The 26,091-nt window shown below is 64.1% G+C and carries 27 protein-coding genes; 21 read left to right on the top strand and 6 right to left on the bottom strand.

Annotated features, from left to right (window positions below; all coding sequences use genetic code 11):
• Positions 1–12 precede the first annotated feature (12 nt).
• A complete protein-coding gene (locus ACW9UL_RS01330) occupies positions 13–468 on the top strand; it encodes a GNAT family N-acetyltransferase (RefSeq protein WP_457788598.1) in 456 nt (151 codons plus the stop codon).
• Here the strand turns inward: ACW9UL_RS01330 and chrA are convergent.
• Positions 463–1,800: a chromate efflux transporter gene (chrA, locus tag ACW9UL_RS01325; protein WP_122109286.1), complete on the bottom strand. Its 1,338-nt coding sequence runs from the start codon at positions 1,798–1,800 to the stop codon at positions 463–465. The two genes, ACW9UL_RS01330 and chrA, sit on opposite strands and share 6 nt — an antisense overlap.
• Before the next feature lie 694 nt (positions 1,801–2,494).
• Between chrA and ACW9UL_RS01320 the strand changes: the two genes are divergently transcribed.
• From ACW9UL_RS01320 to ACW9UL_RS01295, 6 genes are all read left to right on the top strand, one after another.
• Positions 2,495–2,884, top strand: a complete 390-nt coding sequence (locus ACW9UL_RS01320; RefSeq protein WP_457788597.1) for a hypothetical protein — start codon at positions 2,495–2,497, stop codon at positions 2,882–2,884.
• Between the two features lie 90 nt (positions 2,885–2,974).
• Positions 2,975–3,403, top strand: coding sequence for a DUF4304 domain-containing protein (locus tag ACW9UL_RS01315; protein WP_457788596.1), 429 nt, complete (start codon positions 2,975–2,977; stop codon positions 3,401–3,403).
• A 75-nt stretch (positions 3,404–3,478) separates the two neighbouring features.
• Positions 3,479–4,003: a GIY-YIG nuclease family protein gene (locus ACW9UL_RS01310; protein ID WP_457788595.1), complete on the top strand. Its 525-nt coding sequence runs from the start codon at positions 3,479–3,481 to the stop codon at positions 4,001–4,003.
• 111 nt (positions 4,004–4,114) lie between these two features.
• On the top strand, positions 4,115–4,477 hold the full coding sequence (locus ACW9UL_RS01305) for a hypothetical protein (RefSeq protein WP_457788594.1): 363 nt from the start codon (positions 4,115–4,117) through the stop codon (positions 4,475–4,477).
• Positions 4,478–5,048: 571 nt separating this feature from the next.
• On the top strand, positions 5,049–5,747 hold the full coding sequence (locus ACW9UL_RS01300; RefSeq protein ID WP_457788593.1) for a hypothetical protein: 699 nt from the start codon (positions 5,049–5,051) through the stop codon (positions 5,745–5,747).
• Positions 5,748–5,839: 92 nt separating this feature from the next.
• Complete coding sequence (locus ACW9UL_RS01295) at positions 5,840–6,364, top strand: hypothetical protein (RefSeq protein WP_457788592.1); 525 nt, start codon at positions 5,840–5,842, stop codon at positions 6,362–6,364.
• Between the two features lie 449 nt (positions 6,365–6,813).
• Here the strand turns inward: ACW9UL_RS01295 and ACW9UL_RS01290 are convergent, their stop codons facing one another.
• Positions 6,814–8,133 (bottom strand): OprD family porin, encoded by a 1,320-nt coding sequence (locus ACW9UL_RS01290; RefSeq protein ID WP_457788591.1) that lies wholly within the window; start codon positions 8,131–8,133, stop codon positions 6,814–6,816.
• 532 nt (positions 8,134–8,665) lie between these two features.
• On the opposite strand from ACW9UL_RS01290, the gene ACW9UL_RS01285 reads away from it, so the two are divergent.
• The 4 genes from ACW9UL_RS01285 to ACW9UL_RS01270 all read left to right on the top strand — a co-directional run bounded on the left by ACW9UL_RS01285 (position 8,666) and on the right by ACW9UL_RS01270 (position 13,428).
• Positions 8,666–9,625, top strand: coding sequence for an aliphatic sulfonate ABC transporter substrate-binding protein (locus tag ACW9UL_RS01285; protein ID WP_457788590.1), 960 nt, complete (start codon positions 8,666–8,668; stop codon positions 9,623–9,625).
• Positions 9,622–10,851 carry an acyl-CoA dehydrogenase family protein gene (locus ACW9UL_RS01280; protein WP_457788589.1) on the top strand — a complete coding sequence of 410 codons (1,230 nt, stop codon included), beginning with the start codon at positions 9,622–9,624 and terminating at the stop codon, positions 10,849–10,851. The genes ACW9UL_RS01285 and ACW9UL_RS01280 overlap by 4 nt, the downstream gene beginning before the upstream one ends.
• A gap of 103 nt (positions 10,852–10,954) precedes the next feature.
• The gene (locus tag ACW9UL_RS01275) at positions 10,955–11,881 is read left to right on the top strand and encodes a sulfurtransferase (protein ID WP_397498726.1); all 927 of its coding nucleotides are present in this window, start codon (positions 10,955–10,957) and stop codon (positions 11,879–11,881) included.
• A 362-nt stretch (positions 11,882–12,243) separates the two neighbouring features.
• Entirely contained in the window at positions 12,244–13,428 is a 1,185-nt protein-coding gene (locus tag ACW9UL_RS01270; protein ID WP_457788588.1) for a YeeE/YedE thiosulfate transporter family protein, read from the top strand.
• Between the two features lie 10 nt (positions 13,429–13,438).
• On the opposite strand, the gene ACW9UL_RS01265 is transcribed toward ACW9UL_RS01270, so the two are convergent.
• Complete coding sequence (locus ACW9UL_RS01265) at positions 13,439–14,677, bottom strand: MFS transporter (protein WP_457788587.1); 1,239 nt, start codon at positions 14,675–14,677, stop codon at positions 13,439–13,441.
• A gap of 272 nt (positions 14,678–14,949) precedes the next feature.
• Between ACW9UL_RS01265 and ACW9UL_RS01260 the strand changes: the two genes are divergently transcribed.
• The 4 genes from ACW9UL_RS01260 to modC all read left to right on the top strand — a co-directional run bounded on the left by ACW9UL_RS01260 (position 14,950) and on the right by modC (position 18,279).
• Positions 14,950–15,576, top strand: coding sequence for a class I SAM-dependent methyltransferase (locus ACW9UL_RS01260; protein ID WP_457788586.1), 627 nt, complete (start codon positions 14,950–14,952; stop codon positions 15,574–15,576).
• A gap of 136 nt (positions 15,577–15,712) precedes the next feature.
• A complete protein-coding gene (gene modA, locus ACW9UL_RS01255; RefSeq protein WP_457788585.1) occupies positions 15,713–16,462 on the top strand; it encodes a molybdate ABC transporter substrate-binding protein in 750 nt (249 codons plus the stop codon).
• A 12-nt stretch (positions 16,463–16,474) separates the two neighbouring features.
• Entirely contained in the window at positions 16,475–17,155 is a 681-nt protein-coding gene (gene modB, locus ACW9UL_RS01250; RefSeq protein ID WP_122109275.1) for a molybdate ABC transporter permease subunit, read from the top strand.
• The gene (gene modC / locus ACW9UL_RS01245; protein WP_457788584.1) at positions 17,155–18,279 is read left to right on the top strand and encodes a molybdenum ABC transporter ATP-binding protein; all 1,125 of its coding nucleotides are present in this window, start codon (positions 17,155–17,157) and stop codon (positions 18,277–18,279) included. Before modB ends, modC begins: the two co-directional genes overlap by 1 nt.
• Positions 18,280–18,532: 253 nt before the next feature.
• Here modC and ACW9UL_RS01240 read toward each other — a convergent pair whose 3' ends face one another.
• Together ACW9UL_RS01240 and ACW9UL_RS01235 are read right to left on the bottom strand one after the other, a co-directional pair.
• Complete coding sequence (locus tag ACW9UL_RS01240) at positions 18,533–19,330, bottom strand: sigma 54-interacting transcriptional regulator (RefSeq protein ID WP_457788583.1); 798 nt, start codon at positions 19,328–19,330, stop codon at positions 18,533–18,535.
• Between the two features lie 322 nt (positions 19,331–19,652).
• Complete coding sequence (locus ACW9UL_RS01235; RefSeq protein WP_457788582.1) at positions 19,653–20,234, bottom strand: RBBP9/YdeN family alpha/beta hydrolase; 582 nt, start codon at positions 20,232–20,234, stop codon at positions 19,653–19,655.
• A gap of 233 nt (positions 20,235–20,467) precedes the next feature.
• Here ACW9UL_RS01235 and oscA point away from each other — a divergent pair, with 233 nt between their 5' ends.
• The 5 genes from oscA (at position 20,468) to ACW9UL_RS01210 (ending at position 24,576) form a co-directional block, all read left to right on the top strand.
• Complete coding sequence (gene oscA, locus ACW9UL_RS01230) at positions 20,468–20,650, top strand: sulfur starvation response protein OscA (protein ID WP_021444048.1); 183 nt, start codon at positions 20,468–20,470, stop codon at positions 20,648–20,650.
• Positions 20,651–20,803: 153 nt separating this feature from the next.
• Positions 20,804–21,802, top strand: a complete 999-nt coding sequence (locus ACW9UL_RS01225) for a sulfate ABC transporter substrate-binding protein (protein ID WP_122109271.1) — start codon at positions 20,804–20,806, stop codon at positions 21,800–21,802.
• Between the two features lie 82 nt (positions 21,803–21,884).
• The gene (gene cysT / locus ACW9UL_RS01220; RefSeq protein WP_122109270.1) at positions 21,885–22,703 is read left to right on the top strand and encodes a sulfate ABC transporter permease subunit CysT; all 819 of its coding nucleotides are present in this window, start codon (positions 21,885–21,887) and stop codon (positions 22,701–22,703) included.
• Positions 22,704–22,713: 10 nt separating this feature from the next.
• The gene (gene cysW / locus ACW9UL_RS01215; protein ID WP_457788581.1) at positions 22,714–23,586 is read left to right on the top strand and encodes a sulfate ABC transporter permease subunit CysW; all 873 of its coding nucleotides are present in this window, start codon (positions 22,714–22,716) and stop codon (positions 23,584–23,586) included.
• 3 nt (positions 23,587–23,589) lie between these two features.
• Positions 23,590–24,576 carry a sulfate/molybdate ABC transporter ATP-binding protein gene (locus ACW9UL_RS01210; protein WP_457788580.1) on the top strand — a complete coding sequence of 329 codons (987 nt, stop codon included), beginning with the start codon at positions 23,590–23,592 and terminating at the stop codon, positions 24,574–24,576.
• Positions 24,577–24,625: 49 nt separating this feature from the next.
• Here ACW9UL_RS01210 and ACW9UL_RS01205 read toward each other — a convergent pair whose 3' ends face one another.
• Positions 24,626–25,027: a hypothetical protein gene (locus tag ACW9UL_RS01205; protein WP_021444125.1), complete on the bottom strand. Its 402-nt coding sequence runs from the start codon at positions 25,025–25,027 to the stop codon at positions 24,626–24,628.
• Positions 25,028–25,151: 124 nt separating this feature from the next.
• On the opposite strand from ACW9UL_RS01205, the gene ACW9UL_RS01200 reads away from it, so the two are divergent.
• The gene (locus ACW9UL_RS01200) at positions 25,152–25,937 is read left to right on the top strand and encodes an MmyB family transcriptional regulator (protein ID WP_122109267.1); all 786 of its coding nucleotides are present in this window, start codon (positions 25,152–25,154) and stop codon (positions 25,935–25,937) included.
• Positions 25,938–26,091: the final 154 nt, after the last annotated feature.

Below are 26,091 nucleotides of genomic sequence, written 5' to 3'. Positions count from 1 at the left end.
TGGAACCGCCCTATGCCCAACCCGAGCCTGCACAGCGTCCCCGGGGACCAGGCGCCGATGCACCTTTTGCTGGAAGCCGATCCCAGCACAGAGACCATCGCCGGCTATCTGCACGACTGCCACTGCGTGGTGGCACGCCTGGGCCGAACAACCGTCGGCGTCTACCTGCTCAAAGCGCTGACGCCCGACACCTGGGAGCTGATGAACATCGCCGTGGCGCCCGAGCACCAGGGCCAGGGCATCGGCCGCCTGCTGCTGGACGACGCCATCACCCAGTCCCGACTACTGGGCGCGCGGCGCCTGGAGCTGGGCACCGGCAGTTTCGGCCACCAGCTGACCTTCTACCAGCGCGCCGGCTTTCGCGTGGTGGCGGTGGAGCCGGATTACTTCCTCACCCACTACCCCGAGCCGCTGTTCGAGCACGGCCTGCAGCACAGGGACCGGCTGCGCCTGGCATTGACCCTATAGCAGCAGATGCACCGCCAGGCCGACCAGGGCGCAACCGGCGATGGTCTCGATCACCCCGCGCTTGAACATGAACAGGGCCAGCGCCGCGCCCAGGGCGATCAGCGCCGAAGGCCAGTCGAAGCGGCCGGCGAAGCCCTCCGGCCAGAGCACGTGGTAACCGAAGAACAGCGCCAGGTTGAGGACCACCCCGACCACCGCCGCGGTGATGCCGGTCAGCGGCGCGGTGAACTTCAGCTCGCCATGGGTCGACTCCACCAGCGGCCCGCCGGCGAGGATGAACAGAAACGACGGCAGGAAGGTGAACCAGGTGACCAGGCAGGCCGCCAGCGCGCCACTGGCGAAGGCCGAGTCGGCGCCGAACACCGGCTGCCCATAGGCGCCGACGAAGGCGACGAAGGCCACCACCATGATCAGCGGCCCCGGCGTGGTCTCGCCCAGGGCCAGGCCGTCGATCATCTGCGTCGGCGTCACCCAGCCGTAATGGCCGATGGCGCCCTGGTAGACGTAGGGCAGCACCGCGTAGGCGCCGCCGAAGGTTAGCAGCGCGGCCTTGGTGAAGAACCAGCCCATCTGCGTCAGGCTGCCGTCCCAGCCGAACAGCGCGGTGAGCAGGCCCATGGGTAGCAGCCACAGCGCAGCGCCCACCAGCAGGATCAGCGCCAGGCGCGGCCAACGAAAGCGGGTATGCGCCGGCGGTGGCGTGTCGTCGTCGATCAGCGCCGCGCCATAGGACTTGTCCGCCGCCCCGTGGCCGCCGCCGACGGCAAAATGCTGCGGCGCCAGGCGCCCGCCGAGATAACCGAGCAGCGCGGCGCCGAGCACGATCAGCGGGAACGGCAGCTGCAGCACGAAGATGGCGACGAAGGCCGCCGCGGCAATCGCCCACAGCCAGCGATTCTTCAGCGCGCGGCCGCCGATGCGCCAGGCCGCCTGCACCACGATGGCGGTCACCGCCGGCTTGATGCCGTAGAAGATCCCGGCCACCAGCGGCACGTCGCCGAAGGCGATATAGACCCAGGACAGGACGATCAGGATCAGCAGCGACGGCAGCACGAACAGCACCCCGGCGATCACCCCGCCCCAGGTGCGGTGCAGCAGCCAGCCGATATAGGTGGCCAACTGCTGCGCCTCCGGCCCGGGCAGCAACATGCAGTAGTTCAGCGCATGCAGAAAACGCCGCTCGGACAGCCAGCGGCGTTTCTCCACCAGCTCCTGGTGCATGATCGCGATCTGCCCGGCCGGCCCGCCGAAGCTGATCAGCCCCAGCTTGAGCCAGAACCAGAAGGCCTGCAGCAGACTGACGGGGGCGGGTCGCTCACCAGCATCGGACATCGAATGCACTCCACGGGGTAAAAATCGGCCGATCACTATAGCCGCTCGCTATGCCACAAGCATGACCCTGCACGGAAAATCACCAGCGCCGCGCAGCCCCGATGCCGCCTGGCCCGGCGCGGTTTTCCCGCATCTTATCCACAGCACTTTCCCCAGATTCTGTGCATGAGCGCGCGGATGACCTCATGGCCACCCGCCACCGTTGAAAAATCGGGGCAAGGCATTGATCCACAAGGATATAGCGCCTGGCGATAACCCCTATGAGGTGCCCTTGAACAAAAACTGCACGGCCCCCGCCAGCCCGCCTGAACGCTGGCCGGCAGCGGCTTTTGCGCAGTTTATCCACAGCTCTGCCAACAGATTCTGTGGGTGGTAAGGGAGGCCTCGATCCCTGCCCTTCCAGGCAGATACCGATAGTGACGCAGGCGCAATGGCATTTCGCCCACTCGGCATGGACAGGCTCGCTATGGATGGACTAGTTTCGGGCGTGAATCTGCTGGCACAGTCGATCCAGCAACTTGGGCTTGCCGTCATCCCTGTCGCGTTTCTCCCTGAGCGCTGTCGCGTTTGCCGCGACCATCTTCAGGCCAGACAAGGACTTGCAGGACGACAAGGAAGGTTATGCGACAGCTGTCGTGGGCAAACGCGACAGCCGTGTCGCCTAATTAATAGTTAGGTTCTGAAGGAAACCCGCATGTCCGCAGATTTTCATAAGCTCGCCAAGGATGCTGGAAACCAGTTAAAAAACTACATCCTCACCTATGCGTCTGCTGCCACTGGTGTTTTCTTTCTGACTTTGGCAGGAAAAGAGGCTTTAACATTTACCTACTTTCAAAAAACTCTTCTAATTTCAGGCCTGTTGCTTTACGTCATCACGGTTATATGCTGCCTGATCGAGCTCCGAGTAGATGCAAGAAGGTTTTTCTATATAGCTAAACAACTAGAAAAACCGGAGAGCGAACAAGACTGGTCAGAAAACGAACCTTACAAGAAACTGCGCCTACGTCTTATCTATGGCAGTTACGTAGCCATAAGCCTTGCAACGCTTTCCGTGGTTATCTTTCTAATCACTGCAATAACCTAACTAGTGGTTCAAGCCGTTCGCTTCGCTCACTCGGGACCGGCTAAAGCCGGCCCCTTAACCAAACGTTAGATTGCACAAGGGAGATCGTGCGTGGCTCCATACGTAAAGGAGTTCTTCTCATCGCTGCACAACACATACTTGAAGCCTGCCGGCTATTCAAAAGAGCGATTCACGTTCTCACGTGATGCCGGTGCATATATCGAGCGGGTGCAATTTCAAGGCAGTACCTGGAACGCAGCTGGTGAATCATGGAGATTTTACATCAATGTAGGACTCCAGTTTAAAGACATTCCCCCACGCTCTCCCGACCGGAATTTTCCTCGAACCCATGTATGGGAACGAATCGGAAACATCGTTGATGCACCATCGCAGTTTGATATATCAGTTGAGTCGGCAACTATCCTTGCATCGGAAGTTAATTCATTTATTGCGTCTGCAAGCGCGGTGATTTCTCGGCTTGCAGTCGAGGTTAACGTTAAGTATGCACGAGGCGAGAATGTCCGCCTATGTGCAATCTAACAATTGGTTCAAGTCGTTCGCTTCGCTCACTCGGGACCGGCTAAAGCCGGCCCCTTAACCAAACGTTAGATGCCTATGAATAATCGCAGCCACCCTCACTACGAATCAATAAACTTCACTGACCAGCACCATGCTGAAATAGCGGAGCTATTTGACTATTCAAATGCATCGGACGCAGAGGTAGAGCTAGCTATCGCGAAGTATAAAAAATATGTAGGCAACGATGAGTCACCAAGGTATCTGTACCTAATACGCCAGCTAAGAACAAAATGTTATAAAATCGGAATAACTAACGACCTAGAAAAACGGCTATCTACGCTCCAAACGGGCTGCCCTCACCAGCTAAGGGTTGTGTTTTATGTAGAAGCCGACATGGACGATTATTTAGGCAAGGAAATTAAGTACATCGAAAGCTTTCTACATAAAAATTTTGAGCAGTACCGACATAGAGGTGAGTGGTTCAAGCTTGACTATAGCCATCTTTCTGACATCGTGATGTTTTTAGATCTAAACAGAGAACTCGCAGTAAGAATTTGCTCGAACAATGAGCTGTCTTATTACTTCAACAAGTTAAAAAGGCTAGGTAGCCTTGATGATTAGGCATCTAACAATGCGCTCAAACCGTTCGCTTCGCTCACTGGGACCGGCTAAAGCCGGCCCCTTAGCTTAATCGTTATACACAAACTCTAATCCTCGCAGAGGTCGCCAACCTTGAAAGAAATTTTTGATCCAGAATTCGAGAGCATGAGACTAAATCAGCTGACCAAGCAGTGCCTTTTAGATATGGAAATTTCTGGCGAGGTGTTTTTTGGGGCACTTGGTAAAGAAAATCGGCTTGATTTTGCAACATTCTTTTTTGACAAACCCGACCAAGAGAAAATAGACAACTCAGGCTATAAAGATTTCTTGATGAGTCTCTTAGACTGCTTAATCATCTATCGCAGCAGCCATGAGCAAGAATTTTCTCGTGACGGAATTGTAAGAATTAAAGATTCATCCGCCTCGATAGAATGGATTAAAGACGGTGAAGCAGAGACTCTCGCAGACATCAAGAAGAGCACCACCCCACAATGACAAGCCAAATAACAGCCTCATCAATTGACAAAAATAATTTTTATACCGCAGTTGAAAACTTATTCACCACCTTCCCTGAAAAAATAACCTGCGCATCTGAAGAGAGTTTTCGAAGAGTATACGACTCGGAACATGCAAAAAAAGCGAAGAATATAGTCTACCTATTTCGCAGCGAGAAAAATGTTAGCCGCCTGAAAGGCGAGAGCAATATAATTTATATCGGCCAAACGAAATATAGCTTCAATAAACGATATCACCCTCACGCAAAACTCCATGCAACATCAGAAGCAAACTCCCTAAAGTTTTCGCACATCATCGAAAACTACGGCCCCATTAGCATCTCGGTATGTGACTTCTCAATATTTGGGGAAAGCCTTTTACAGGCCGAGGGGCAGTTGCTGTGGTGGTACTTCCAAAACCACTGTGAGTACCCGCCCACAAACTACACAAAAACAAAAGTAAGAAATAGTGTGGTTCGCATATAACTATGCGCTCAAATCGTTCGCTTCGCTCACTGGGACGGGCTAAGGCCCGCCCCTTGACCAAACGTTAGGCGTAAATAATTAGCGCTATGTACTCAACAATTTCAAGCGGCCCTGACAAGGGAAAACGTCTATACCCTCATCTTCACCAAGACGGATATTACGTTGCAAGCACATCGAGATTTGAAAAAGATTACATCAAGGTCAAAACTCTTGATGAACTTGAAGTACTTGTCCGGTCTGGCTATGGCGCAAGACTGAAGGCAACGGATAGCAATAATGCCCCGTCAATAATTACGTCCACCAGCATCAAATTTGAAGAAGAGAGCACCAATCCGCCAACACCGAAAACTCTACTTCCGGCGGTTATATCTGCCACTGATTTAGATCCAGAATCGATCACCACTAGAAGAAGAGAACAAGCCTTCCTACGAGCATATTTGTTAAACAAAAAATCAACAGGCACCTGTACAATTTGCGGCCACTCATTACCACATGACTTGCTCATAGCCGCCCACATAAAAACTCGTTCAAAATGCTCCAACGAAGAAAAACTGGACTTTGATAATATCGCAACTTTGATGTGTAGCCTTGGATGCGACGCACTATATGAAGGTCACTATATTTATGTTGAGAACGGCAAAGTCACCCTAAACCCCAAAAGAATAAGCAAGGGAGCCACGCATCTTAAGGCCTCAATAGAATCTGTAGCGGGTAATGCTGTGAGCAACTGGGAAGGCAGCAGTTCGTACTATGAATGGCATAAATCACAGTGCTTACGCGCCTAACAAATGGTTCAAACCGTTCGCTTCGCTTGCTGGGACGGGCTAAAGCCCGCCCCTTATCCAAAGGTTAGCTGTATAAAAATAGAGAGGGGCCATTGAATAAGAAAGTTAAAATCGCCATACCGATAGTATTGGCAATCATTTCCATCATGACCTTCGGCTTAGGCATTAGCTATTTTCTTGAAAAGCAAAGAGATGAAAAAGCGCTCTCATTTTTTGCAGATGAACCATGGGAATGGGATGATAAATATAACGGGACTCAAATTAAATATAGTGGCACATTAAAACGTCACGCCCTAAGAAAGGTGAAAGAGCGTGAAAATCAAGTTATATATGCTCATAAAAAAGATGACTACTCTTTAGTGGTTAGAGTCGACTTCATTACTGAATGTACGCCAGAAACTAATATCCCCACATCCAGCAAATATAGTACCGGAGAAACAAAAATTCTGCATTGTGATAAAAGCGGATCTTATTTAAGTTACTCAACCGCAATTCAAACACCTGAAAATGATATTGTAATTCACGAAAACCTAGACGGCTTTTCAATATATGAAAATTTCTTCTATTGGGATTTAAACAAGCTCGATAAAGAAGTTACATTATCAAAGGCAAATTAAGCAAATACAGCTAACAAGGCGTATATGGACTCACCCCGCAAGTGGTGAGCAAAACTTTGCTTTTGCACCTGTCGTCAGCGCGGTTGCATTCGTATATCCGGCCTTGCGTCGGGCATTGCCCTGGCCATTCGGTAATTCGCGCAGCGGGGGCCAAGCGTTCAATCGATCACGCAGATCATGATGGTTATCGGCCTTGTCCCGCTGCAGGACTCGTTTGTTTCGACAGCGCGTAGGTTGGGTTGAGAAGCGTAGCGACGAAGCCCAACGCCTCCCCCCATTCCGGCCCATTCCGGCCCTGTTGGGCTTCGCTGCGCTCAGCCCAACCTACGCGCCTGAAAGACGCCCAAAAAAAATCGGGCCATCGGGCCCGAAAAGTACTCCACCTTGAAGAGTTCGTTGCCGGCCCGTTGGCGGGCCGGTCAGGAGATGTCGCAGCTGGGGTTGATGGATCACAGCAGGGTCAGGGTGTAGCTCAGGATCAGGCGGTTCTCGTCGGCATCGGTGGTGACGTTGCCGCGCTGGGTCGCGTTGCGCCAGGACAGGCCGAGCCCCTTGAGCGGGCCGTCCTGCAGGGCGTAGTCGAGACGGAAATCGCGCTCCCATTCCTTCAGGTCGCCCGTGGCGGAATCGACGTTGTCGCCCTTGAGGTAAGCGACGCTGGCCTTGAGGCCCGGCACGCCGAGCTGGGCGAAGTCGTAACCGTACTCGGCCAGCCAGGTGCGCTCGCCGGCGTTCTGGAACTTGCCGATCTGGCGGTCGGTGATCAGGTAGGACGAGGAGCCGCCGCCCTGGTTGAGGAAGGGGAAGGCGCTGTCGCCTTCGACCTGCTGGTAACCCAGGCTGGCGAAGTGGCTGCCCAGGCTGTAGGTGAACAGGGCGCTCCAGGTCTGGTTGTCGACCTCGCCGGTGCTGCTGTCGCCGGCACGCCAGAAGCCGGCGCTGCGGTAGCCATCGGCGCGACCGGCGGCGCTGCCGTTCTTGCCGTCGGAGCCGCTGTCGAAGTAGCGCAGGTCGGTCTTCAGCGCGCCCGGGCCGATCGCCCAGCTGTGCACCAGGCCGAGGAAGTGCTGTTGGTAGAAGTCTTCCAGGTTGCCGTAGTAGTACTGCAGCGTCAGGTCCTTGCTCAGCTTGTAGTCGCCGCCGGCGAAGTAGAACTTGTTGCTGTCGGCGTCGCCGCTGGCCCCGGCGATGCGCAGGGCGATGTCGTCGGTGGAGCTGCGGGTCTTGGTGCTTTCCAGCTGGCCGGCGGTCAGGGTCAGGCCGTCGATCTCGTTGGAGGTGATCTGCCCGCCTTCGAAGGTCTGCGGCAGCAGGCGACCGTCGTTGAAGGTCACCACCGGCAGCTTCGGCAGCAGGGTGCCGAGGCGTGCCTCGGTCTTGGACAGGCGCACCTTGGCGGTCACCCCGGCCTTGCTGTAATCGTCCACGGCGCTGCCGTCGCTATCGAGCGGAAACAGCTGGCCGGGGGTGCGATCGCGGCCGGCCTTACTCGCGGTGCCGCCGGAGTCCAGCTTCACCCCCAGCAGGCCGATGGCATCGAGGCCGAAGCCGAGGGTGCCCTCGGTGAAGCCGGAGCTGTAGTTGAAGATAAAGCCCTGGCCCCACTCGCTGGCCTCGCCGTTGTTGTTGGCGGTGTTCTTGGTGTTGAGGTCGTAATAGAAATTGCGCAGGCCGATGCTGGCCTTGCTGTCTTCGATGAAACCGGCGGCGGTCGCTTCGCTGGCCAGTGCGGCCAGGGCGACGGCCAGCGCCAGATTGGACTTGTTCATGCTCGATGCTCCAGGTGCTGTGTGTGCTGTTATGGGTTTGGCACTGCACAGGGGCTCGGCAGGACAGCGTACTTGGCGCAGGCCTCGGCGGATTGGCATTGGAGCCCCTGATTCGGGCCCGATGCGGTGGTCCGCTGTCGGCTGGTGGCTAATCTACGAGACGATTGTTAATCCCTAAAAAGAATTATTTTTTACTTTGTAATTCCAAAAATGCATATAAGTTCGCGAGATGCGGGGTCGTAGGGCGTACCGGGTGGCGATCCGTTCGCTTAGCAGTACGCCGTGAACGCTTCGCGGCATCGGGGAGAAACCTGCAGCAAGCAAAAGGCGGACTGCTGGCTGCACTACGAGCGGCCGGCGTCCCGGGCCGGCCTGCGCGCTGCTCCTAAGCTAATTCCTAAAAATTATTTATTGCTGGTTTTTTAGATCGTCTAGCTTCTCCTCACCGGATCACCGGACTTCTTTCCCTAAAACTGAAGTACGCGTGATCCGCCGCCCCCATGGCCGGCACGTGTTCGTAGCGAGAGCCGCCATGTCCAACACCCATTCCAAGCGCAGCACACTGATCGCCGCCTCCCTGGCCATCGGCCTGCTTGTCGCGCCACTGGCCGATGCCGCCGAGCAACTGCGCATCGGCTACCAGAAATCCTCCACGCTGATCAGCCTGCTGAAGAGCCAGGGCACCCTGGAAAAGGCGCTGGCCGATCAGGACATTGCCATCAGCTGGCACGAATTCCCCAACGGCCAGCCGCTGCTGGAGGCGCTCAACGTCGGCAATATCGACCTGTCCGCCGATGTCGCCGACACCGTGCCGGTATTTGCCCAGGCGGCCGGCGCCGACCTCGCCTACTTCGCCCAGGAAGCGCCGTCGCCCCGCGCGCAGGCGATCATCGTGCGCGAGGACTCGCCGATCAAAACCCTGGCCGATCTCAAGGGCAAGAAGGTCGCCGTGACCAAGGCCGCCGGCGTGCATTACCTGCTGATCGCCGCGCTGGCCCAGGCCGGGCTGAAATTCGGCGATATCGAGCCGGCCTACCTGACCCCGGCCGACGGCCGCGCCGCCTTCGAGAACCGCAAGGTGGACGCCTGGGTCACCTGGGAGCCCTTCCTCAGCGGCGCCCAGCAGCAGCTGCCGACGCGCATCCTCGCCGACGGCCAGGGCCTGGCCGACTACCAACGCTATTACCTGACCAGCGCCACCTTCGCCAAGCGCCACCCGCAGGTGCTGCAGACCGTGTTCGCCGAACTGGTGAAGAGCGGCGACTGGCTGCGCGCCAACCCGCGCCAGGCGGCTGAAATCCTCGGCCCGCTGTGGGGCAACCTCGACCCGGCCATCGTCGAGCAGGCCAACGCCAAGCGCAGCTACCGAGTGCGCCTGGTGCAGCCGGGCAGCCTCGCCGAGCAGCAGAAGATCGCCGATGCCTTCTTCAATGCCAGCCTGCTGCCCAAGTCGGTGGATGCCCGCGACGTGAGCATCTGGAGCCCAAAATGAGCGCCCAGGCCCGCCTGCATCCCAGCCTGCGCGACGAGCCACTGTTCGCCGCGCACCTGTTCCCCGTGGATTTCGGCAGTCGCACGGCCAAGGTCGAGCGCCTGGCCCGGCGTCTGGCCGCCAGCGCGGTGGAGCGGGACCGCGCCGGCGGCAGCGCGCCAGCCGAGCGCGAGCTGCTGCGCGACAGCGGCCTGCTGAGCCTGGCCGTGCCGCAGCAGTACGGTGGCCAGGGCCTGGTGTGGCCGGAGATCCTTCGCATCGTGCGCTACCTGGCGGCGGTGGACAGTTCGCTGGCCCACCTGTTCGCCTTCCAGCACCTGCAGGTGGCGACCATCCTGCTGTTCGGCAGCCCCGAGCAGCAGCGCCACTGGCTGACCCGCACGGTGCAGCAGCGCTGGTTCTGGGGCAACGCCACCAACGGCCGCGACACTGGCCTGACGCTCAGCCGGCGCGAGGAGCATTACGAGCTCAACGGCAGCAAGTCGTTCTGCTCCGGCGCGCTCGGCGCCGATGCCCTGGTGGTCAGCGCGCCACGCGGCAAGAACCCGGAGGATCGGGTGTTCATCGTCCTGCCCAGCCAGCGCGACGGCCTGGCGATCAACGCCGACTGGGACGGCTTCGGCCAGCGCCAGACCGACAGCGGCACGGTGCAGTTCGAGCAGGTGTTCGTCGACGCCAGCGAGCTGCTCGGCCCGGTCGGCGCCAGCCCGCGCACCACCCTGCGCGCCTGCCTGTCGCAGCTGATCCTCACCCAGCTCTACCTGGGCAACGCCCAGGGTGCGCTGGACGCGGCGCTGCGCTACACCCGCGAACACAGCCGCGCCTGGCCGGCCTCGGGGGTGGCGCAGGCCAGCGACGATCCCTTTATCCAGCAGCGTTACGGCGAGCTATGGCTGCGCTACCGCAGCGCCCTGCCCTTGGCCGAGCAGGCCGCCCAACGCCTGCAGAGCGCCTGGGAAAAACCGGCGCTGACCGCCGCCGAGCGCGCCGAGGTGGCGCTGGCCATCAGCGAGGCCAAGGTGCTGGCGGTGCGCGCCGCGTTGGAGATCACCAGTCAGGTCTTCGAGGCCATGGGCGCCCGCGCCACCAGCTCGCGCTACGGCTTCGACCGCTTCTGGCGCAACGTGCGGGTGCACAGCCTGCACGACCCCGTCGACTACAAGGTGCGCGACCTCGGCCACTGGCTGCTCAGCGGCCAGGGCCCGCGGCCGTCGCTGTACGGCTGAGCAGGAGGTGCGAACCACAGGGAATATGCATAGGAAAAAGCGTTATCTCGCATCGAACAGGGCTAACTAGCCTGAAAACTGCCCCCTCAAGAGGTCATGCACCATGAAGATCAAGTCCCTCCTCGGCGCCGGCCTGCTCGCCGTCGCCGCCCTGCTGCAGGCGCTGCCGACGCAGGCCGCCAGCGAATACCTGGTCAGCACCGACTGGCTGGAGCAGAACCTGAACGATCCCAAGCTGCGCATCGTCGAGGTCAGCGTGGTGCCCGGCGTCTACGAGCGCGGGCATATTCCCGGCGCGGTCAATTTCGCCTGGCACAGCGACCTGGTCGACCCGGTGCGTCGCGACATCGCCAGCCAGGAGGCCTTCCAGGCCCTGCTGCGCAAGGCCGGGGTGAACGACGACAGCACCACCATCCTCTACGGCGACAACAACAACTGGTTCGCCGCCTGGGGCGCCTGGGTGTTCGACGTGTACGGCGTCGATAACGTCAAGCTGCTCGACGGCGGCCGCGCCAAGTGGGAGGCCGAGGGCCGCGCCCTGGACAGCCGCGCCAGCACGCCGAGCGCCGGCAACGTCACGGTGAAGGCCGCCAACAAGGAGCTGCGCGCCTTCCTCCCCGACGTGCTGGCCGCCGCCGAGAAACGTAGCGACGTGCAGCTGGTGGATATCCGCTCGCCGGACGAGTACAGCGGCAAGGTGTTCGCCCCGCAGGGCGTGCAGGAGCTGGCGGTGCGCGCCGGCCACGTGCCCGGCGCGGTGAACGTGCCCTGGGGCCAGGCGGTGGCCGCCGACGGCACCTTCAAGTCGGCCGAGGAGTTGAAGAAGGTCTACGCCGCGGTGGGCATCGACGGCAGCAAGCCGATCATCACCTACTGCCGCATCGGCGAGCGCTCCAGCCACAGCTGGTTCGCCCTGAAGAAGATCCTCGGCTACGAGGTGCGCAATTACGACGGTTCCTGGACCGAGTACGGCAACGCCGTGGGCGTACCGGTGACCAACCTGGCCGGCACGGTCTGGGGCGGCCAGTAAGCGCGCTGCCGGCCGAGCTGAGCCTAGGGTGGATCACGCCGCACCGATCCACCCTAGGGAAGCGCTGAGAAAGCCGTCATTACTCGCTGCGCTCGCCTGTTCGGGCCGCACTGAAGTGCGTTCAGCGCAAGCGCTGTCCCGCGCAGGCGGGACAGCAGCTTTATCACTGAACAGCGCTTGCGCTGGGCCGAAGGGGAATAATCCAGAACCTGCGGATTTCCTGGGCTCCCGCCTTCGCGGGAGTGACGATAAACGGCTTTTTCAGATTATCCCTAAGGCTCGGGCGGCAACGACCTCGCAAACAGCGGCCCGGCGCTTCAAGCCAGGGCCGCTCCCGTCATTAGGGTCGACAAGGACAACCCATGACCGCCAGCCTTTCCTCCCCTCGCGCAACGCTACCCATCGCCCTGTCAGGCCTGCTCGCCGTCGCCCTGCTCGCCGCCGCCTGGCAACTGGCCGACGGCAGCAACCAGGGCCGCGCCTTCAGCTTCTCGCTGCTCGGCGGCGCGCTGTTCGGCCTGTTGCTGCAGCGTTCGCGCTTCTGCTTCTTCTGCATCAGCCGCGACTTCATCGAACGGCGTATACCGGACGGCCTGCTCGGCCTGCTCGCCGCCTTGGCCGTGGGCACCCTGGGCTATCACGCGGTGTTCGGCGCCTTCCTGCCCGATCCCTTCTCCGACCGCCTGCCGCCGGACGCCCATATCGGCCCGCTGAGCTGGGTGCTGGCGCTGGCGGCGACGGTGTTCGGCCTCGGCATGGCGATTTCCGGCTCGTGCCTCAGCGCCCACCTGTATCGCCTCGGCGAGGGCAATTTCACCTCGCTGGCGGCGCTGGCCGGCGCGCTGCTCGGCTTCGCCCTGGGTTTTCTCAGCTGGAACCCGCTGTACCTGGCCGCGCTGCAGCAGGCGCCGGTGCTCTGGCTGCCCGGCAAGCTCGGCTACGGCGGCTCGCTGCTGCTGCAACTGGCGCTGCTCGGCGCCCTGGCCGCCTGGCTGCTGCGCTATCGCCAGGCGGGCGCGGCGGGCGAGGTGCGCGGGCTGTGGGCGCTGCTATTTGGCGCGCGCTGGCCGACCTGGGTCGGCGGCGTGCTGATCGGCAGCCTGGCGGTGCTGGCCTATTTCCGCGTCGGCCCGCTGGGGGTGACGGCCGAGCTGGGCAGCCTGGCGCGCACCGGTGCCGACGGCCTGGGCTGGCTGCCGGCGCGTCTGGAGGGGCTGGACGGTTTCGCCGGCTGCGCCACGGCGGTCAAGGAGACGCTGCTGTCGAACAACGGCCTGTTCGTCGGCGGCCTGGTGCTCGCCGCCTGGGCCAGCGCCCTGGCCGCGGGGGACTTCCGCCCCAGCGGCGGCGCGCCCCGCGACTGGCTGCGCGGCCTGCTCGGCGGCGTGCTGCTGGGCTGGGGCAGCCTGCTGGCGCTGGGCTGCACCGTGGGCACGCTGCTCTCCGGGATCATGGCCGGCGCGGCGTCGGGCTGGCTGTTCGGCCTGTTCTGCCTGCTCGGCATCGTCCTCGGTTTGAAGCTGCGGCCGTTGTTGCGGTTGGGATAAGGCGCTCGCGCTACGCCGTCTTGCCCGGCGAGGCATCCTCGAAGCGGTCGACCTGGCGCAGGCTCTTGAAGCCGAGCAGCCAGCCGCCGGTGACCGTCAGGGTGCAGGCGCAGCCGATCAGCGCCGCCGGCACCACGCCGAACCAGGCGGCGCTGGTGCCGGCACGGAATTCGCCGAGCTCGTTGGACGAGCCGATGAACAGCATGTTCACCGCGTTGACCCGGCCGCGCATGGCGTCCGGGGTAGAGAACTGCACCAGCGAGGAGCGGATGTAAATGCTCACCATGTCCGCACCGCCGGCCACCACCAGCGCGGCGAACGACAGCCAGAACAGGCTGGACAGGGCGAACACCAGGTTGGCCACACCGAACAGCGCCACCGCAGCGAACATGGTCAGGCCGACCCGGCGGTTGAACGGCTTCATGCTCAGGTACAGGCCCACCGTGACCTCGCCGATGGCCATGGCGCTGCGCAGCAGACCGAGGCCGGTGGGCCCGACTTCCAGCACCTCCTGGGCGTAGATCGGCAGCAGCGCCACCACGCCGCCGAGCAGCACGGCGAACAGGTCCAGGGAGATGGTGCCGAGGATGATCGGCCGCGAACGGATAAAGCCGATGCCGGCGGTGAAACGCGCCCAGGCCGTGGATTCCAGCGCCTGCATCTTCTCCGCATAGCGCACCGGCACCAGCGGCAGCAGCGCGGCGCCGGCGAGGAAGCCGAGCAGGCACACCGAGTAGGTCAGCCCGCCGCCGCCGATGGCGTACAGGCCGCCGCCCAGCACCGGGCCGGAGATGGTCGCGCCGCGCATGATCATGCTGTTGGCGGCGATGGCCGCGGCCAGGCGCTCGCGCGGCACGATCTGCGGCAGCAGGCTGGACAGCGCCGGCCCGGTGAAGGCGCGGGCACTGCCGTAGAGCACCAGCACGGCGTAATACCCGCTCACCGGCGCCTCGCTCAGCGACAGCCAGAGCAGCGCGGCGGCGCACAGGCCTTCCACCAGCCAGCTGAGCAGGAGGATCAGCTTGCGGTCGAAGCGGTCGATCAGGTCGCCCGCCGGCATCAACAGCAGCAGCATCGGCACGAACTGCGCCAGGCCGACGTAGGCCAGCGACAGCGGATCGCGGGTGATGTCGTAGACCTGCCAGGCGACCACTATGGCCTGGATCTGCATGGCGAACACCGCCAGCAGGCGCGCGGCGAGAAAGGGCAGGAAACCGGGGAGGCGATAAACGGAAACGGCAGCGGACACGGTGCGAGCCTCGGGGCATGACCGGCGGGTGCCGGTCGAGGTGAGCCGGGCAATCTAAGACAAAGCGCAGCAGCGGGGCAAACGGGCGAACAGGCTGTTGCGCGGGTTGCGCCATGCAGCGCCGGGTGGCTTCACCCTGGTCGCGGCTAACGCCCCTCCCACAAGCGCCAGCCGTTGGAGGGGCTTTCGACCCAGTCGTAGCGGCGAGGCACGCGCGGCTACCCCGGCCGGCCGGGAGCGGGTTAAATGCCTGTATTTGCCGGACCATGACCATGCCCCTGAGCCCCGCCGAACTCGCCCGGATCAGCACCCTGACCCTGGCCCATTACCAGGACTGCGCCGAGGATTTTCGCGAGGGCACCCGCGATCACGACGTCAGCCAGAACGTCGCCGCGCTGCTCGCGCATATCCAGGCCGAGCCGCCCTACCGGATTCTCGACTTCGGCTGCGGCCCGGGGCGCGACCTGCGCACCTTCGCCGCCCTCGGCCACCAGCCGGTCGGCCTCGACGGCTGTCCGCGCTTCGTCGAGATGGCGCGGGCGGACAGCGGCTGCGAGGTCTGGCTGCAGGACTTTCTCGCCCTCGACCTGCCCAGCGCGTACTTCGACGGCATCTTCGCCAACGCCAGCCTGTTCCACGTGCCGGACCAGCAGTTGCCGCAGGTGCTCGGCCAGTTGCATGCCGCGCTGAAGCCCGGCGGCGTGCTGTTCAGCTCCAACCCGCGCGGCGACAACCAGGAAGGCTGGAACGGCCCGCGCTACGGCGCCTACCACGACCTGGCGCACTGGCGCGCACGGCTCGAGGCCGCCGGCTTCGTCGAACTGGAGCACTACTACCGCCCCGCCGGCCTGCCGCGCGAGCAGCAGCCCTGGCTGGCCAGCGTCTGGCGGCGGCGCTGAGCACAGGCTTGACTTGCCGGTCAGCTATTGCCCAAGATGCCGCCTCCCCCTCAGCCAAAGCGCCAGGGCCGACAGCCCTTGGCGGCGTCGCAGGCCACGCGCTATATAGCAAACTAAACAACGCCACGGAGGCGCCATGTTCAGCTCTCGCCATCTGCTGTTCGTCCTGCTGCTCGCCGGCGCCGGCCCGGCCCTCGCCGCCGAGGTGCAGGTGGCCGTGGCCGCCAACTTCACCGCGCCGCTGCAGGCCATCGCGCCCAGGTTCGAGCAGGCCACCGGGCACAAGCTGGTCGCCTCCTTCGGCGCCACCGGGCAGTTCTACGCGCAGATCAAGCATGGCGCGCCCTTCGATGTGCTGCTGGCCGCCGACGACAGCACCCCGGCCAGGCTGGAGAGCGAGGGCGATGCCGTGCCCGGCTCGCGTTTCACCTACGCCATCGGCAGCCTGGTGCTGTGGTCGGCCGACGTCGACACCCTCGACGGCAGCCCCGCCGCCCTGCACGCCGGCGCGTTCACCCACCTGGCCATCGCCAACCCGCAGACCGCGCCCTACGGCCTGGCCGCCATCCAGGTGCTGGAAAAACTGGGCCTGCACGAGACGCTGCGGCCCAAGCTGGTGGAAGGCCAGAGCATCGCCAAAGCCCTGCACTTCGTCGCCACCGGCAACGCCGAGCTGGGCTTCGTCGCCCTGTCCCAGGTGTACCGGAACGGCCAGCTCAGCAGCGGCTCGGCCTGGATGGTGCCGCAGGCGCTGTACGACCCGATCAAGCAGGACGCGGTGCTCCTCAAGCAGGGCGCGAACAACCCGGCCGCCGCTGCGCTGCTGGAATACCTCAAGGGCCCGGAAGCGGCCGCGATCATCGAATCCTTCGGCTATAAGCTGTAATCGGAACTCCGCATGCCGCTGTCCAAGCACGACCTCGACGCGATCTGGCTGACCCTGCAGCTGGCCTCGCTGACCACCCTGCTGCTGCTGCTGATCGGCACGCCCATCGCCTGGTGGCTGGCGCGCACCCGCTCGCGGCTGAAGCAGCCGATCGGCGCCATAGTCGCCTTGCCGCTGGTGCTGCCGCCGACGGTGATCGGCTTCTACCTGCTGGTGAGCATGGGGCCCAACGGTTTCATCGGTCAGCTGACCCAGAGCCTCGGCCTGGGCACCTTCACCTTCAGCTTCACCGGCCTGGTGATCGCCTCGGTGTTCTACTCGCTGCCCTTCGTCGTGCAGCCGCTGCAGAACGCCTTCGAGGCCATCGGCCGCGCCCCGCTGGAGGCCGCCGCGACCCTGCGCGCGGGGCCCTGGGACGCCTTCTTCAGCGTGGTGCTGCCGCTGGCCCGCCCCGGCCTGATGACCGCCGCGGTGCTCGGCTTCGCCCATACCGTCGGCGAGTTCGGCGTGGTGCTGATGATCGGCGGCAATATCCCCGGCAAGACCCAGGTGGCCTCGGTGCAGATCTACAACCACGTGGAAACCATGAACTACGCCCAGGCCCACTGGCTGGCCGGCGGCATGGTGCTGTTCTCCTTTATCGTGCTGCTCGCGCTCTACTCCGGGCGTGCCGGCAAAGCGAGGCTGTGGTGATGTTCGCTTTCGCCAGACCCGCGGCCCCCGCCGTGACGGACGACGGGCGCATTCGCGCGCGCTTCGTGGTGCAGCACCCGGGCTTTCGCCTGGACGTCGACCTCGACCTGCCGGGCCGCGGCGTCAGCGCCCTGTTCGGCCATTCCGGCTCGGGCAAGACCAGTTGCCTGCGCTGCTTCGCCGGCCTGGATCGCCCGCAGCAGGGCTATCTGCAGGTGGCCGACGAGCTGTGGCAGGACAGCGCCAGCGGCCATTTCCTGCCGGCGCACCGGCGCGCCATCGGCTATGTGTTCCAGGACGCCAACCTGTTCCCCCACCTCAGCGTACGGCGCAACCTGGAGTACGGCCAACGGCGCATCCCCGCCGCGCAGCGCCAGGTGGCGCTGGAGCAGGCGCTGGAGCTGCTCGGCATCGGTCACCTGCTCGAGCGCCTGCCGGCCAGCCTGTCCGGCGGCGAACGCCAGCGCGTCGGCATCGCCCGCGCCCTGCTGACCAGCCCGCGCCTGCTGCTGATGGACGAGCCGCTGGCCTCGCTCGATCTCAAGCGCAAGCTGGAGGTGCTGCCGTATCTGGAGCGCCTGCACCAGGAGCTGGAGATTCCGGTGCTCTACGTCAGCCACGCGCCGGACGAGGTGGCGCGCCTGGCCAACCACCTGGTGCTGCTCGACGAAGGCCAGGTGCGCGCCAGCGGCCCGCTCAAGGAAACCCTGCTGCGCGCCGACCTGCCCTTCGCCCTGGAAGACGACGCCGAGGCGGTGATCGACGGCCGGGTCGCGGGCCACGACGCCACTTACCAGTTGCTGGAGCTGCATCTGCCCGGCAGCGAGGCGCGCCTGCGCCTGCCGCATGCGGCGCTGCCGGTCGGCCATGGGGTGCGGGTGAAGATCAAGGCGCGCGACGTCAGCCTCGGCCTGCAACGCGCCGAGGGCAGCAGCCTGCTCAACCTGCTGCCGGTGACGGTGGACGACTGGCGCGCCCTCGACGCCCAGGTGCTGCTGACCCTGCGCCTGGGCGAGCAGCGCCTGCTGGCGCGGATCACCCGCTACTCCTTCGACCAGCTCGGCATCCAGGCCGGCCAGGCGCTGTGGGCGCAGGTGAAATCGGTGTCGCTGCTCGCCCCGTAGGTTGGGCTGAGGAGCCTGCGACTAAGCCCAACGGCTGGGCTGGATCGCCAGGCGAAGGGAGCGTCGGGCGGAGTGCTGCGGATCGCCGGGCAGGTGCCGCGGATCGCCGGGCGGAGTGCTGCGCACTCCCTGTTGGGCTTCGCTGCGCTCAGCGCCAACCTATGCCCCCAAACCGGCCAGTTCGCCGGAAAGCCCGGTGCGCACGGCCTGGGCGGCCCGCGACACCCTAGGAGATGCCCGGCAGCTGCAGGTGCTACGGCCCGATCTCGGCGCTGCCGGCCAGCAGCGGGGCGAAGTGGATGACGTTCTCCAGCTCGCGGGTTTTGCCCGGCCAGGGATGCGCCTCCAGCACGCTCTGCGCTGCGGAGCTGATCGGCGGGATGGCCAGGCCCAGGCGCTGGGCATGGCTGCCGAGGAAGTACTCGGCCAGCGGCAGGATGTCGCCGACCCGCTGGCGCAGCGCCGGCAGCTCGAGCGGGCCGTCGCCCAGGTGGGCGTACAGGCGCTCGTCGAAGGTGCCGGCGGCCACCGCGCGGGCCAGGTCGATGCTGCTGGCCGCCACCAGCCTGACGTCCACCGGCAACGCCTGACCGGCGCCGACGCGGTACAGCTCGCGGGTTTCCAGCGCGGCGAGCAGCTTGCCCTGCAGCGGCCGCGGCAGGTCGGCGATCTCGTCCAGGTAGAGCGTGCCGCCGTTGGCCGAGCCGAACCAGCCGGCGCGGCTGCTGGCGCCACCGACATGGGCGCCGGCGACGTGACCGAACAGCTCGGCCTCGCCCCATTGCGGGCTGATGGCGCCGCTGCTCACCGCCACGAACAGCCCGCCACGCTCGCTGTGGCGGTGGATGTAGCGGGCCAGCAGCTCCTTGCCGGTGCCGGTCTCGCCGCGGATCAGCAGCGCCTGATTGCCCGGCGCCAGGGCCTCGGCGCGCTCGCGCAGCTGGCGCGAGCGCGGGTCGACGAACACCAGCGCCTTGGCACGGATGCTCAGCGGGCTCTTGTCGACCTCGGCGAAGGTCAGGGCTGGCGCAATGTTCGGCGAAAACGGCATGTACTGGGGCTCCGGAAAGGCGCCGCGCCGGGGCGCGGCCGGCGGGCGAATAAAACGGTTATGTCTGCGTTAAGGAAACTCTGAAACAACCGTCATTCCCGCGCAGGCGGGACAGCAGCTTTATCGCTGAACAGCGCTTGCGCTGGCCCGCAGGGGAATAATCCAGGACCTACGTAGTCCTGGGCTCCCGCCTTCGCGGGAGTGACGATAAATGGCTTTTTCAGAACACTCCTTCAGTGTTGGGAGTAGGTACAGCCAATAAAAATGAGGCGGGCGGCTGCCTGGCCCGATCCCGCCTCGAAGAGGGTCTAGGGCTGATCAATCAGGCGCGCAACCGCGCCTGCTGCTCGATCCGCCCCTGCAGGCGATACAGATAGCCGAAGCCCTGCTCCCAGTGGCGATGCCCGGACTTGACGTTGATATGCCCGGCACCGCGCAGGATCGCCGCTTCGCTGCCCCACTGCCGGGCCAGCTCGAGAGCCCGCGCGGCGCTGGCCGCGGCGTCGTTGTCGGAGCCGATCAGCAGGCTGGGAAATGGCAGCAGATCGCGCGGAATGGGCGCGAAGTTTCGCAGCGGTTCGGGGCAATCGGGCCGCTCGACATCGGCCGGCGCCACCAGCAAGGCGCCACGCACCCGGCGCAGCAGCTCGAGCGGTGCCTGCGCCGCCCAGTGCGCCACCGTCACGCAGCCCAGGCTGTGGGCGATGAGGATGGTCGGGCGCGGATCGGCCGCCACGGCCTGGTTCAGCGCCGCCACCCAATCGCCACGTCGGGGGTTGAGCCAGTCGGCCTGCTCTACTCGCGCGCTGTTCGGCAGGCTGCGCTGCCAATGGCTCTGCCAGTGTTCCTCGGGCGAGCCCTGCCAGCCCGGCAGGATCAGATAACGGATTGCTTCGCTGCCCATGACGGCGCCTCCTGAAGTCGAATGGCGCCAGTCTAGGCAGCATGGATCAACTCTAAAAAGAATAAGAATTTATTTACTTATTCCATTAAGGCGGAACTCTAAATATTCCAAAAAGATCTATAAATGTTCTTAAACAATATTTTTAAGAATATTTCGGCCTCTCTACTATCCGCTCCACGCCAGCGTCGGCCGCCCGCCGTCGTCGTGGCGAATCCGTCACAAGGAACCTGGAAATGACCGCGACGCTGAGAAACCTCGAAGGCCAGGACGAAGCCGTGATCCTCCGCGAGATCCAGACTGCCCTGCAGGGCCTGAAATTCGGCTCGGTGGAAATCACTGTGCACAACGGCCAGGTGGTGCAGATCGAACGCAAGGAAAAGTTTCGCCTGCAACCGCCCGGCAGCAAGAACGCCTGAACCAAGCAAGCAGCCCGACTGGACCACCGGAGGGCGTGACCATGAAAAGAGCCCAGCCATGAACACGCACCGCCACCGTTGCTGTCGCCCGCGAATGTGCGACTGACCGCCACGAACCAGAGCCAAGATAAAAATCCAGTTAGGAGCTGCACCATGTCCATTCGTCGTTTTGCCCTGGCCGCACTGGCCAGTGCCCTGATCGCCGGCCCGGCCGCCGCCGCCCAGACCCTGCTCAACGTGTCCTACGACCCGACCCGCGAGCTCTACAGCGAATTCAACGCCGCCTTCAACCAGCACTGGCAGGCCCAGGGCAACGAGGCGGTGACCATCCAGCAATCCCACGGCGGCTCGGGCAAGCAGGCCCGCGCGGTGATCGACGGCCTGCGCGCCGACGTGGTGACCCTGGCCCTGGCCGGCGACATCGACGAGCTGTACAAGCTCGGCAAGCTGATCCCGGAGAACTGGCAGGAGCGCCTGCCGGACGCCAGCACCCCCTACACCTCGACCATCGTGTTCCTGGTGCGCAAGGGCAACCCCGAAGGCATCAAGGACTGGGACGACCTGGTCAAGCCGGGCGTGGAAGTGATCACCCCCAACCCGAAGACCTCCGGCGGCGCGCGCTGGAACTTCCTCGCCGCCTGGGCCTACGCCCAGCAGAAGTACGGCAGCGAAGCCGAGGCCAAGGCCTTCACCGAGAAGCTCTACAAGAACGTGCCGGTGCTGGATACCGGGGCGCGCGGCTCGACCATCACCTTCGTCAACAACGGCATCGGCGACGTGCTGCTGGCCTGGGAGAACGAGGCCTTCCTGGCGCTCAAGGAAGAAGGCGGGGAGAACTTCGAGATCGTCGCGCCGTCGCTGTCGATCCTCGCCGAACCGCCGGTGAGCGTGGTCGATGCGAACGTCGACAAGAAGGGCACGCGCCAGGTCGCCGAGGCTTACCTGAACTACCTGTACAGCGAGCAAGGCCAGCGCATCGCCGCCAAGCACTTCTACCGCCCGCGCAACCAGGCGATTGCCGCCGAGTTCGCCCAGCAGTTCCCGCAGCTCAAGCTGGTGACCATCGACGGTGACTTCGGCGGCTGGAAAACCGCGCAGCCGAAGTTCTTCAACGACGGCGGCGTGTTCGACCAGATCTACCAGGCCCAGTGATGCGCAAGGGTGGGTGGGGCTGAAGCCTGCCCACCCTTGGTTTGCTAGAGCGTTCCAACGCCAACCGATTTAAGGACAGGCCATGTCTCGCCGTACTTCCCCCGTCATACCCGGCTTCGGGCTGACGCTGGGTTACACCCTGGTGTACCTCAGCCTGTTGGTGCTGATTCCCCTGGGTGCCATGTTCGTCCACGCCGCCCAGCTCACCTGGGAACAGTTCTGGGCAATCATTTCCTCGCCACGCGTGCTGGCCGCCTTGAAGCTCAGCTTCGGCACCGCCTTGCTCGCCGCCGTGATCAACGGTGTGATCGGCACCCTGCTGGCCTGGGTGCTGGTGCGTTACACCTTCCCCGGACGCAAGATCATCGAGGCGATGATCGACCTGCCGTTCGCCCTGCCCACCGCCGTGGCCGGTATCGCCCTGACCGCGCTCTATGCGCCCAACGGCTTGATCGGCCAGTTCGCCACGTCCCTGGGTTTTAAGATCGCCTACACCCCGCTGGGCATCACCCTGGCGCTGACCTTCGTCACCCTGCCCTTCGTGGTGCGCACCATCCAGCCGGTGCTGGCCGACATCCCGCGCGAGGTCGAGGAAGCCGCCGCCTGCCTGGGCGCCAAGCCGTTGCAGGTGGCTCGCCACGTGCTGCTGCCGGCACTGCTGCCGGCCTGGCTGACCGGCTTCGCCCTGGCCTTCGCCCGCGGCGTCGGCGAGTACGGATCCGTAATTTTTATAGCCGGCAATATGCCGATGAAGACCGAGATCCTGCCGCTGCTGATCATGGTGCAGCTGGACCAGTACAACTACGCCGGCGCCACCGCCATCGGCGTGCTGATGCTGGTGGTGTCGTTCATCCTGCTGCTGCTGATCAACCTGCTGCAGCGCCGCATCAGCCGTTCCTGAGGAGCCGGGCATGACTTCCACGACCCTGACGGCCAGTGCCGTCAACAACGCCGCCCGTCGCGGCAACGCCCTGGGCCGGCGCCTGCTGATCCTGGCGGCCTGGCTGGTGTTCGCCTGCTTCCTGCTGCTGCCGCTGTTGGTGGTGGCGAGCGAGGCGCTCAAGCAGGGCCTCGGTGTGTTCGTCGCCGCGATCCTCGAGCCCGATGCGATCAGCGCGCTGAAACTGACCCTGCTCGCCGTCGGCATCGCCGTGCCGCTCAACCTGGTGTTCGGCGTGGCTGCCGCCTGGTGCGTGAGCAAATACGAGTTCCGCGGCAAGAGCATCCTGGTGACCCTGATCGACCTGCCGTTCTCGGTGTCGCCGGTGATCGCCGGGCTGATCTACGTGCTGCTGTTCGGCGCCCAGGGCTTCTTCGGCCCCTGGCTGCGCGAGCACGACATCCAGATCATCTTCGCCCTGCCGGGCATCGTCCTCGCCACCATCTTCGTCACCGTGCCCTTCGTCGCCCGCGAGCTGATCCCGCTGATGCAGGAACAGGGCACGCAGGAGGAAGAGGCCGCGCGCCTGCTCGGTGCCAACGGCTGGCAGATGTTCTGGCACGTGACCCTGCCCAACATCAAATGGGGCCTGATCTACGGCGTGGTGCTGTGCACCGCGCGGGCCATGGGCGAGTTCGGCGCGGTGTCGGTGGTGTCCGGGCATATCCGCGGCTACACCAACACCCTGCCGCTGCACGTCGAGATTCTCTACAACGAATACAACCACGTCGCCGCCTTCAGCGTGGCCAGCCTGCTGCTGCTGCTGGCGCTGCTGATTCTGCTGCTCAAGCAGTGGAGCGAGTCCCGTATCAACCGCCTGAAAGCCAGCGCCGGCGAGGAATAAGCCATGAGCATCGAAATCCGCAACGTCAGCAAGAACTTCAATGCGTTCAAGGCGCTGAGCGACATCAACCTGAACATCCAGAGCGGCGAGCTGGTCGCCCTGCTCGGCCCCTCCGGCTGCGGCAAGACCACCCTGCTGCGCATCATCGCCGGCCTGGAAACCCCGGACAGCGGCAGCATCCAGTTCCATGGCGAGGACGTGTCGAACCACGACGTGCGCGATCGCAACGTCGGCTTCGTATTCCAGCACTACGCGCTGTTCCGCCATATGACGGTGTTCGACAACGTCGCCTTCGGCCTGCGCATGAAGCCCAAGGGCCAGCGCCCGAGCGAAGAGGTGATCAAGCGCAAGGTGCACGAACTGCTCGACCTGGTGCAGCTCGACTGGCTCGGCGACCGCTACCCCGAGCAACTCTCCGGCGGCCAGCGCCAGCGCATCGCCCTGGCCCGCGCGCTGGCGGTGGAGCCGCGCGTGCTGCTGCTCGACGAGCCGTTCGGCGCCCTCGACGCCAAGGTGCGCAAGGAGCTGCGCCGCTGGCTGGCGCGCCTGCACGAGGACGTGCACCTGACCAGCGTGTTCGTCACCCACGACCAGGAAGAGGCCATGGAAGTGGCCGACCGCATCGTGGTGATGAACAAGGGCGTGATCGAACAGATCGGCTCGCCGGCCGAGGTCTACGAGCGCCCGGCCAGCGACTTCGTCTACCACTTCCTCGGCGACGCCAACCGCCTCTATGTCGGCGACGGCGACCATCATGTGCTGTTCCGCCCGCACGAGATCCACCTCTCGCGCCAGGCCGAGGAAGGCCACCAGGCCGGCGAAGTACGCGACATCCGCCCGCTCGGCGCGATCACCCGGGTGACCCTCAAGGTCGCCGGCCAAGCGGAGCCGATCGAAGCGGAAGTGGCCAAGGACCACCTCAGCCTGGCCGGCCTGAGCCGCGGCGAGACGCTGTACTTCAAGCCCAAGGCCGGGCAGCCGACGGCCTAAGGCCGGGCGGCTACCGCGCAGCCTGGGCTTCGCGGTGGCCGCCGGGTTCTCAGAGCGTCGCCGCCCGCGAATACTTCAGCCCATACCACTGCAGCTCGGCGAGCAGCGCCACCGCCACCGCCTGGGCGACGACGAAGGCGTAGCCGAACAGGTTCGGCGAGACCCAGCCGATCACCAGCAACAGCAGGCTGTCGATCACCCAGACGACATTGACCGCGAGCACCGCCCACACCGCCGGGCGGCTCAGTTCGGCGCGGTTGGCCAGCCATACCAGCATGGCAGCGAACGGCAGCAGCGCGCTGCCGGCGACCAGCAGGAGCATGCGCGGCAGTTCGAGAAAGGCGCCCAGCCAGCCGGCGGCCAGGACCAGCAGCAGGCCGGTGACGCCGCTGAGCAGGCCGTCGACCAGCAGGGCATTGCGCAGCAGCGGAGAAGGTTGCAGTGCGTTCATGGCGAATCCTCCAGAAGGCGGCACCGGAGCGGTGCCTGGCGCACAGATTTCGCCGAATCGTGCCGGCCGTCGATTACCTGCCAGGTAATGGCCGGCATGACGCCGCTGGACTATCGTGCTGACCATGAACGATTCCCAGACCGCCGGCGCCCTGCTGCGCCAATGGCGCCAGCGGCGCCGCCTCAGCCAGCTCGACCTCGCCTGCGAGGCGGAGATTTCCACCCGCCACCTGAGCTTCGTCGAAACCGGCCGCGCCCAGCCCAGCCGCGACATGCTGCTGCACCTGGCCGAGCAGCTGGAGATTCCCCTGCGCGAACGCAACCGCCTGCTCGGCGCCGCCGGCTACGCGCCGCTGTACAGCCAGCACGACCTGGCCGACCCGGCGCTGGCGCCGGCGCGCCAGGCCATCGAGCAGTTGCTCAAGGCCCACGAACCCTACCCGGCGCTGGCCATCGACCGGCAGTGGAATCTGCTGGCGGCCAATGCCGCCGTGGGCGCCTTCCTCGCCGGCATGCCGGCGTTCCTGCTCGGCCCGCCGCTCAACGTGATGCGCCTGTCGCTGCACCCCGAGGGCCTGGCGCCGCGCATCGCCAACCTGGCGCTGTGGCGCGCGCACCTGCTGATGCGCCTGCAGCGCGATGCCGAAATCAGCGGCGACGACAGCCTGTTTGCCCTGCTCGAAGAGCTGCGCGGCTACCCCGCGCCGGCGGAAGTCGCCGCGCCGCCGAGCGACGCCGTACTGGTGCCCCTGCAGCTGCACAGCGAGCGCGGCGTGCTGAGCCTGATCAGCACCATCACGGTGTTCGGCACGCCCAACGACGTGACCCTGGCCGAGCTGGCGCTGGAAACCTTCTTCCCCGCCGACGCCTTCACCGCGGCCTATCTGCGCGAACTGGCCGGGCGGCCGTAGCGGCCACCGGCGCACGGGCTTCTGCAACGGCCGCTCTGCCGCGCCGCCGGCCTTTTTCCGACGAAATCACACTTTCGGGTCATGCTTCGCGGCCTGCGACGCAGTAGTCTTGACGCTGCGCCTTTGACGCCGCCCGCTCACAACAATAACAAGG

The organism is Pseudomonas sp. PL-6 (assembly GCF_054110165.1).
Note: the sequence above shows the minus strand (reverse complement) of the source record. Positions and strands in the feature narration are given on the sequence as shown.